Annotated in this window: 9 protein-coding genes and 1 pseudogene; 1 reads left to right on the top strand and 9 read right to left on the bottom strand. The window is 70.0% G+C overall.

What is annotated here, in order from left to right; translation table 11 throughout:
• Positions 1–547 (bottom strand): annotated as a pseudogene (locus QFZ75_RS40020) (hypothetical protein); the annotation flags it as partial.
• Complete coding sequence (locus QFZ75_RS40015; RefSeq protein WP_307545582.1) at positions 547–2691, bottom strand: hypothetical protein; 2145 nt, start codon at positions 2689–2691, stop codon at positions 547–549. The gene QFZ75_RS40015 and the pseudogene QFZ75_RS40020, both read right to left, overlap by 1 nt.
• Before the next feature lie 86 nt (positions 2692–2777).
• Between QFZ75_RS40015 and QFZ75_RS40010 the strand changes: the two genes are divergently transcribed.
• Complete coding sequence (locus tag QFZ75_RS40010; protein WP_307545580.1) at positions 2778–3383, top strand: hypothetical protein; 606 nt, start codon at positions 2778–2780, stop codon at positions 3381–3383.
• Here QFZ75_RS40010 and QFZ75_RS40005 read toward each other — a convergent pair.
• The 7 genes from QFZ75_RS40005 to QFZ75_RS39975 all read right to left on the bottom strand — a co-directional run bounded on the left by QFZ75_RS40005 (position 3380) and on the right by QFZ75_RS39975 (position 8778).
• The gene (locus QFZ75_RS40005; RefSeq protein ID WP_307545577.1) at positions 3380–3565 is read right to left on the bottom strand and encodes a hypothetical protein; all 186 of its coding nucleotides are present in this window, start codon (positions 3563–3565) and stop codon (positions 3380–3382) included. The two genes, QFZ75_RS40010 and QFZ75_RS40005, sit on opposite strands and share 4 nt — an antisense overlap.
• Positions 3562–4068 (bottom strand): hypothetical protein, encoded by a 507-nt coding sequence (locus QFZ75_RS40000; RefSeq protein ID WP_307545575.1) that lies wholly within the window; start codon positions 4066–4068, stop codon positions 3562–3564. The genes QFZ75_RS40005 and QFZ75_RS40000 overlap by 4 nt, the downstream gene beginning before the upstream one ends.
• A 150-nt stretch (positions 4069–4218) precedes the next feature.
• Positions 4219–4431, bottom strand: a complete 213-nt coding sequence (locus QFZ75_RS39995; protein ID WP_307545573.1) for a hypothetical protein — start codon at positions 4429–4431, stop codon at positions 4219–4221.
• Between the two features lies 1 nt (position 4432).
• Positions 4433–5758 carry a hypothetical protein gene (locus tag QFZ75_RS39990; protein WP_307545571.1) on the bottom strand — a complete coding sequence of 442 codons (1326 nt, stop codon included), beginning with the start codon at positions 5756–5758 and terminating at the stop codon, positions 4433–4435.
• A 6-nt stretch (positions 5759–5764) separates the two neighbouring features.
• On the bottom strand, positions 5765–7738 hold the full coding sequence (locus QFZ75_RS39985) for a hypothetical protein (protein ID WP_307545569.1): 1974 nt from the start codon (positions 7736–7738) through the stop codon (positions 5765–5767).
• Between the two features lie 232 nt (positions 7739–7970).
• A complete protein-coding gene (locus tag QFZ75_RS39980; protein WP_307545567.1) occupies positions 7971–8222 on the bottom strand; it encodes a helix-turn-helix transcriptional regulator in 252 nt (83 codons plus the stop codon).
• A 1-nt stretch (position 8223) separates the two neighbouring features.
• A complete protein-coding gene (locus tag QFZ75_RS39975) occupies positions 8224–8778 on the bottom strand; it encodes a hypothetical protein (protein WP_307545564.1) in 555 nt (184 codons plus the stop codon).

The following is an 8778-nucleotide window of genomic DNA, read 5'->3' as shown; positions in this document are numbered from 1 at the left end:
CGGCCGCCTTGCCGGAGGCCCCGGCCGCCCGGGTGCCCAGGGGCTGGATGTCGGTGTTGTCGCCGCTGATCTCGACGCCCCCGCCCCCTCCCTCACCGGAGCCGATGTCGGCCGGGAGCTGGGTGTAGGAGACGCGGCCGGAGCCGTCCAGGCCCGCGTACCCGCCCGGCAGGCCGCGCTCGTTCACCGGCTGGAAGAACACGGCCGGGGCCGGGGCCTCGTCCTCGTCCAGCCGGGGCGCGGTGGCCAGGTCGACGGGCCCGCCGTCGAAGGGCACCTGGATGAGGTACGTGTCGACGTCGAGCCCGGAGAGGACCTCGGTGACCTCGTAGGCGCCGCCGCCCTCGGGCAGCGTGCCGGGGTCGTCTGTGGCCCGCACGGTCAGCGAGATCGAGCCCGCCGAGTCCAGGGTGGCCACCTGAGGCCTGCGGTCGGCGACCTCCCCGTCGTTGGACAGGGGGCCGATCAGCTGCAGGCGCACGGTGCCGGTACGCGGAGTGGAGCCGTCCAGGTAGGTCCGGGTGACCGGGATCAGGGTGTAGGTCATCAGGCCTGCTGCTCCTTCTTGATTTCCACGTGGCGGCGCATGCCGATGTGGCGCGGGCCCTGGTACATGCCGATCGGCTCCTTGCGCTGCACGGCCTCGGGCAGCTCGATCTCCTCGACCTCGCCGTCTTCCGCCTTCACGGGCAGCGGCTTCGCGGCGACCGTGACCTTCGGCTTGTGCCGGTTGGCCAGGGTGCGCATCCGCTCGGCGTTCTGGAGCAGGCCCGTCAGGTCACCGATCGGCGTGAAGGGCAACAGCGAGGACTGCTTGGGCATGTCGCCGCGCATCTCGTCCGACTCGTCCGGCCGCGACCCCTCACCCTGGTCGGCGTCCACCGGCTCGGGCACGCTGCCGGGCTCGACGACGCCGCCGTCGGCCGGGGTGGACTGCAGGTCCTGCATCGTCGGCGCCATCGTCGGCTGCGAGGTGACCGGGTCCATGCCCAGCAGCGGGATCCGCAGCGGAGCCGTCGGCAGCTGCGAGGGGTCCTGGCTCTGGTCCAGCGCGCGCGGCTCGAAGTCGGTGCGCAGGTCCTGCGGAATCGGCAGGCCCTTGTCCTTGAGCGCCACGTAGATCGCCTTGCGGGTCTCCTGCTCACCCACCGCCAGGTCGACCGCCTCGTCGCGGGATTTTTCGATCTCGTCTTCGAAGTCGATCTGGACGTTGTGCAGCCGGGTGCGCATCGAGATCGGCACCCCGGCCTCCCGCAGCGCCTCGAAAAATTCGGTCTGCGCGGCCTCGTCCTGCAGGCTCATGGTGCGGAACTGCAGCTCGGGGATGAGGAGCTTGGGCTGCTCGACGATGCGCTCTTCGCCGGTCTCCTCGTCGATTTCGAGGATCTCTTCCATCTTCACGTACCGGCGCCCGGCCCGCTCCTCGTAGTCGAAGTGCTCCTGGGCCTCGGCGACGACGAGCGCCCGCTGGCGGTAGTGCCTGTGCAGCAGCTGTTGATAATTCGTCAACATCTGTGTGACCAGGTCGCGGTTGAGGGCGTCGGCCGCGTACGTCTCACCGGAGGAGGCACCGGCGAGCATCGTCTTGGAGAGGCCGAACGTCTGCAGGATCCGCCCCTCGATCCGGTCGAAGTCCGGGGTGAGGTCGGGCACGTCCTCCTTGCCCAGCACCGGCGCCATGTCGACACCGAAGTGGGTCATGATGATGCGGAAGTCGCCCGCCAGCGCGAGGTCGACGGCCTCCTCGAAGTCGGCCAGGTCGTCCTGGGTGGGGATCCACGGTACGTCGGTGCCCAGGTCGCTCGCGGACGCGCCCAGCTTCGCGAGAATCAGCGGGGTATAGAGCCGGTCGGCCACCGAATCGACGGCCGCATTCAACATTTCTTCCTGCATGAGCGAACGCATCGCCCTATAAAGCAGCGGAACGCCGCGCTTGTTGAACGTGTCCGCCTCGAATTTCAGCTGCCGCAGCAGGATATTCGAAACCGGCATCAGCTGATTGTCGTCGGCGTAGTACGTCAGCTCCGGGTACGCCTGCATCAGCTTCTCGAATTCCCAGGCGGGCTGCCGGGTGCGGATCAGTTCACGCATCTCGGCGGGCAGCCGGATCAGGAATCGGGGGTCACGCAGGAACGGCGAGGGCTGGACCTCGACGTCGTCCGGGTTCAGCAGCTCCTCGTCGTCCCACACGCCCAGCGGCTCGTTGAACGTCCCCAGCGGCCAGGCCTCGCCGACCGTCCAGTACTCACGGCCGATGTCGACCATGAACTTGTTGTAATTCAGGCCGTCTTCTTCGAGGAAATGCTGCGTGTAGAAGTCAGTGAGCCGCTCGTCCTTGCACGACATTTTCATGCCGAGCAGCGGATACTTCGAGTAAATGTCCACGCACGATCCGACGACCGGGTGAGAGGCATAGACGAGGCGGCAGTACGCCCTCATCTTCGCCATCTGCTGCGGGTCATCAAATTGGAATGGCATGTTATTCTGGCGCCAATAAAAAAGCGGGTCGCGCGGGCGCTGTGTCGCGAAATTCACCGAGGGGCTCGACCGGCCGGTCTCCGACGCGGTACGGGACATGCGGCGGTTCGCGCGCATCTCCCGCATCTCGGGCGTCTCGCTGTCTCCGCGCGAGGAGCGGCGGAACATGCGAGACATCCGCGCCAGCGCGGCCTCAGTCTTGTCCTCGGGCATTTCGGGGGTTCCTCCCTGTGGTGGCTCACCCCTTGGGCTGGTGAAAGGGCCACGGACAGGGCCAGGGAGGTGGAAGGATCGGCGGCATGACGACGCCTGAAATCAAGCGCAGTGGACGGTTCGCGGACCGGGAGGGGGAGGGCTGGCTGAACAACGGCCTCAACGGCGCCTACGCGACGTACCCGAGGCGGGACCTTCCTGAGTACGCCACCATCGAAGCGCTGGACGCGGCACGCGGCCCGCTACGGCCCGTGGGCCCGATGTCCACAGAGGACTCCAACCAGCTCGCCCTCGCGCTCTTCCAGGCCGGGAGGAAGGGCGTGGCGACACTGCTGGTGGCGCTGAACCGCACCGCGCAGATGCTGACCGCCGACGGCGGCAGCACGGCCGTCTTCACCTCGGGCCGCCCCGGCTCCTGGGAAGCGGTGGACCTGAGCCAGGCCCTGCACCTGGGAGAAGACATCGACGACTCCCGCGTGGACCCCGAGGCGCTGGACACAGCCCTCGCTCTCATCCTGAAGTGGATCACCGGCCCCGTCCAGCCTGAACTCGCAGACGGACTGGCCGGGATCCTCGGGGACGCGGCGAAGCAGGCGGAGCATCAGGGAGGCTGGGACGCCATCACCGACGACGAACTCCTGGGCAACGAACTCATCGAGCACTGGACCTCGGCCTACCGGCAGAGGTTCTAGCCCGACGCCGCCCGACGCCGGGCGGCCTTCACGGGCCTGGCCGGGGCCTCCTCGGCCAGGCCATACGCCACCAGCTCCTGCGCGCGCCACTTCTGCTCGTCGGGCAGCGTGACCCACTCGCCGGGCTGGTACGTCTTGCCGTCCAGACCGAGCTGGACCAGGACCTTCACCGAGGCGCTCATGGGCTCACCCGCAGCAGGCTGGCCAGGTGGTCGACGTACGCGGACCGGGACAGCTGGTGCCCGGCCGCCGTGCGCAGGGACTCCTTCTTCCCGAACGGCGGACCGCCGCCGGAGTCGTCCCCGGAGTCGTCGGAGCCGCTGGGCGGGCCGTCCTCGGACCCGGAGTCGCTTGAGTCGCTGTCACCGCCGAACGGCGGCGCACCGGCGCCCTCTTCACCCTCGGCTCCCGGAGGGGCTCCAGCCGCCATCGGGTCGCCGCCAGGCGGCATCCCGGGAGGAGTGACCGGAGGCATGCCGGGGATGTCGACGGGCATGCCGTCGATCGACTGCGGGAACGCGGAGAACATCGGCTGCACCCGGACCAGGAAGGACTGGTTGCAGAACGAGCACTCGGTGTTTCCGTCAGACCGGCCGATGACCTGTCCAGAGCCGCAGAACGGGCAGTGCGCGATGGTGATCCCATCGCCAGACTGGTGCGCCAGGACCTGGGGCAGCGTAGACATGGTCCTCACCTCCACCCCCTACAGCCCGGCGCCTGGGGGCGGACAGCACAGCGCCCCTCCCTGACAACGGCGGAAGGGGCGCATGCCAGCGACGCACCGGGTTGGGGGCGGCGGGTCGCTGTGTCCGAGTCAACGAACGATCAGAAGTTATCAGCTTCCGCCGAAGACGATGTGCGGAATGAACCAGGCGCTCAGGCCCAGCCACCCCAGGGTGAAGATGACCTTCCCCGGGGTGGACTTGGTCCGGAACCACTCGCGGGTGCGCTCGCTCAGGGTGTCGCCGTCGACCCTGTTGAAGACGCCGTACATCTCGTAGGCGAACGCGGTACCCAGGATGCCGCCCCAGACCAGGTTCGGGTCCATCTCACGCTCCGTACTGGAAGTGACCGCCGAACGCGTGATCCTGCGGCCGGGGAGAGGTGTGCGACTGCGAGTGGGAGAAGGACGGCGCCGGGTCGGTCGGCAGCTGCTGCTGGCCCACACCGGCGCCGGAGCCGGTGTCGGGGTGGGAGAAGCTGGCGGGCCCGGCGTTGTGCAGCGGCACGTTGGTGACCTGGGAGCGGTCGGTGTGGGAGAACCCGCCCGCAGGCGTGCTCGGAGCGGACGGCGTCAGCGAGTCGCTCAGGCGGTCCACGCGCCCCTCCATGTCGGTCGTACGGCGGTCGTGGGCGTTCTGCAGGTGCTGCGTGCGCTGCTCGGTGTCCGCCGGGCTCTCGAAGCGGTCCGCGCGGGGGGTGTCCCACTTGTGGTTCATCTCGGCCTGGTCGCCGTCCAGGCGCCGCATGATGTTGTCGAACTCGCGGCGCCCCTGCTCGTCGTGGTGGCGCGTGACAGCGTCGTCCACGTGGTCGGAGGCCGCGTTGTTGCTCGGCGCGATCAGCGGCGCCCGCCCCCCTGCGGCCGGAGCCGGGGCCGGGGTGGCCGACGGCGCCGGGGTGTGGGGCTGGCTGCCGTTGCCGGACCACCAGTTCTTGACCCGGTCCATGAACCCGGCCGCCATCGCGTCCAGGGACGCCGTCGGCGAGACCGGCCCGGACGGCCCGGACGGAGACCCGCCGCCCAGGCGGTTCTCCATGTCGTCCAGGCGCTGGTGGACGTTGTCGAACGTGGACGCGCCGCCGTTGGCGCCCGGGTCGACGGCCCCCGCGCCGCCACCGGCGCCCTTCATGCCCGGGGGCTTCCAGTGCTTGGCCCGGTCGGTGATCGGGCCGTCGGCGGTGCCGCCCCACGACTCGTACGCCAGCGGGAACGCGTCGGCGTGCTTCTGCACGGCCTCGGTCGCCAGACGCAGGCACTCCCGCATCGGCACCAGCGGGTTGTCCTTGGCCGCCATCGCCGCCAGGCGCGAGACGGCCTGGTCCATGAACTGCTCCTGCGCGGCCGTCACCTGCCGGGTCACGGCCGCCTGCTTGGCCTGCCCGGCCCGGGACTCGGCCAGCAGCGCCCAGCGCCGCTTCAGGTCCTCCTCCAGGTCGGCCACCGGGTACCCCCGGAAGGAGGAGATGGCGTTCAGGTGCGGCTCGGCCAGCGCCAGGCGGTGGCCGAGGTCGACATCGTTGGCGGCCTGGAAGACCAGCGGGCCCACCAGCTTGTCCGCGTCGTTCAGGGCCGCCGTACGCGCGAGTTCGAGCGTCTCCGCCTCGTGGTCGCGGGATGCCCCGTCCCACATCAGGTCTGCAGTGAAGTCCATCAGCGGTCAGCCCTTCTTCTCGTTCAGGAGACCCGCCTGGACGCGGCGCCGGAAGGCGGCCGTCGAGGGGGACAGTCCGCGACCGGCAGGGGCGGCCGAGGCCATCCCGGTGTCGGGGATGTGCACGGGCTGGCCGCGCGGCACCGACTGCGTCTGGGGGACGACCGGGCTGCCGTACGGCGGGGCGCCGTTGTAGGGGGCGGCACCGGCCGGGTCGGCCGCGCCCGTCTGGCCGTCCAGCGGCGGCGTGCGGCCGGGGCCGTTGAGCGGGGTGTCGCCGGAGGGCGACGGCGAGGTCGCCGGGCCCGTGGTGTCGGGGTCGACGCCGGTGATCGCCTGCACCTGCAGGTAGGTGCCGTCCGTCGGCAGAGCCTGCGCGGAGGCGACCTTGTGCGTGAACTCGCGGTGCCGGGCGATGCGGCCGGTCAGCGTCGGCTCGGCCTCCGCCAGGCGCGCGTGAGCGGCCAGCCAGGCACTCCGGTGGACGGGGTTGTCGGTGAGCCCGGCGTAGATTCCGGCCTCCAGCTCGGCCGTGCCCGGCCGCACCACGGGGGTGCCCTCGACCCACTTCGTCGCGTACTTGTAGCCGCGCTGGAAGTCGGGGTGCTGCATCTCCTCCTTCGAGGCGACCTTGCGGGAGGCGAACCGGGGGTGCTGCTGCGCCTGCCCGTTGTCGCCGCCGATGGACACCGGCACGTTCTGCGCCGGGGCCGCCGGGGAGCCGGAGTTGAAGGAGTCGGTGTACGAGCTGGCCGCGTGCGCGTCCCCGTAGGAGGGCTGCGCCTCCGGGTTGCGCGCGTCGGCCGCACCCGAGCCCGCATCGGCCGGGGTACGCGGAGGAGTGGTCGCCGGGGAGTTGGCGATGTTCGGCTGCGCGAACTGGTGCGGCTGGGTCCACTGGTCGGCCTGCGTCTGCAGGCTGGCGTGCGACTGGTGCCCCGAGGACACCTGGCCGCCCTGGTCGTAGTCGGCCTCGCCGGTCATGCCGTCGGCCTCGCCGCCCTCGTCGAGCGTCCAGGGGAACGCCACGGTGGTCGGCAGGGGCTGCGAGGACGGCGAGTCGTGCGGGTCGATGGTCTGCTGGATCATCGGCAGCCCGCTGGCCGCCTGCTTGCGCGGCTCGTTGTCGCCACCGGCGCCGTAGGGCTGCGCACCGCCGGACCCGGCCGCCGGACCCTGGCCCGGGGGCGCGGCCGGAGGCGGCTCGGCGATGCTGTCGCCGACGACGTCGGTCTCCGAGTGCCCGCCCGGCTGCTCGGCCGCACCGCCGCCGCCACCGCCCAGGGACGGCTCGGGAGCCGGGCCGGTCTGCTCGCCGGTCTCGGAGTGCCCGCCGGGCACCTCGGGGCTGGAGTTGCCGCCGCCGCCGACCGCCATCTGGATGGCCGGGGCCTGGTTGGAGTCCTCCGTGCCGGAGACGGCCGTGTTGATGTCGGCCACCGGCGGCGCGAAGTTGTCGAAGACGTCGGGGTTGAGCGGGGTCGCCTTCTGGGTGACGCCGTCGGGCGCGGTGGTCTGCTGGACCTGGTCCAGGCCGGACGCCGCCTGCGCGCGCAGGAACGCGGCGTAGGAGACGAAGATCTGCTCGGCCGCCGGAGCCTGCCCGCCGAGACCGGAAGCCAGCTTGCGGGCCATGCCGCGCGCCTGCTCGGCGAACTCGACCTCGTCGGACAGCACGAAGCCCGGCACCTGGCCGTACCAGTGCGCCGCCTGCGCGACCAGCTTCGACTGGTCCAGCGGCGCGTCCGGCACCTCGGTGAGCCAGTCGCTCTCGGTGGTGCCGTACGAGGTCCGCGACATGACCGGAGTCATCGCCGCGTCGATCGACGTCTGGGACAGGTCGACCTCACGCTCCAGCGCCGCCTGGCGCTGCAGGGTCCGGTCCAGCTCGTCCAGCTGCCGGACCAGGACCATCTGTTCGGCCAGGCTCTGGGCGGTCGCGATCCGCTGCATCAGCTCGGAGCGGTCAGGGATGGGCATCTCGTTCTCCTCCTGCGCGCCCGACCGGCGCATCCGGCGGCGTATCCGTTTGTCATCGCGGGAGGGGTTGCGTCGCGTGCTGGCCGACTGTGGGCGCATCGGCTCGCGGACGGGCTCGTCCTCGGCCCACAGGTCCGCTCGATCGGTCTGTACGGCGTCATGCATGCGAAAAACCCCTCCCTTCGCCCCTTGGGAGGGGGAAAGGAGGGGTCGGACAGCAACCAGGAAAGGGTCAGTCGGAGACGGGGGCCTCGGCGTTGGCGGGCACGTAGGAGAGGATGTCGCCCGGCTGGCAGTCGAGAGCAGCGCACAGCGCGGTGAGGGTGGAGAACTTCACGGCCATTACCTTGCCGGTCTTGAGGCGGGAGAGGTTGGCATTGGTGATGCCGACCTTCTCCGCGAGGTCGGTGAGGGTGATGTCCCGCTTCTCCATGACCTTGTCCAGGGTGACGTGGATCTGGTGGTCCTCGGACGCCGGAGTCATCTCAGACCACGTCCTTCATCTGGGCGTCGAGCTTGTCGGCCCGGTCCTTCTGTACGCGCGTGTCGCTGATGGACCACATGGCGATGACGGCGAGCTGAATGACCTGGAAGCCTGAGAGGGAAAAGCTCCCGCTGACCCGCCCTCCGAGGGATTCTCCGAAGTACAGGTACTGGAGGGTCGGCGAGGCAAGATAGGCCATCATGGTCGAGAAGGTGAGCCCCGAGACGATGCCCACTCGACGCACAGCCTGATTCCTGCTCTTCGGCTTAACCAGGAGGTTGCTCCCTCGGCCCTGCAGGAAAAACAGCAGGGCGAGTGTGAAAAAGACCAGCGCGTTGAGGATCTCAGGGATGGCGCTGACCAGTAGGTCAGCGAGGCTCGGATCATGCAGCGCCACCACTACCTCGCGTCCGCCCTCGACGCCGATGCGGGCCGTGTCCTTTTTGATCAGGACCGTGGGGTCGATGAACGCAGTGACAAGCATGAAAACGCTGGTGGACAGCATCAGGCCAGCCATGACCTGGTTGTAAAGAACGGATGCAGTCGCAGACTTCAC

Origin of the sequence: Streptomyces sp. V3I8 (genome assembly GCF_030817535.1) — a bacterium.
Classification (GTDB): Bacteria; Actinomycetota; Actinomycetes; order Streptomycetales; family Streptomycetaceae; genus Streptomyces.
The sequence above is the reverse complement of the archived record's forward strand: the minus strand, read 5'-3'. Positions and strand labels throughout refer to the sequence as shown.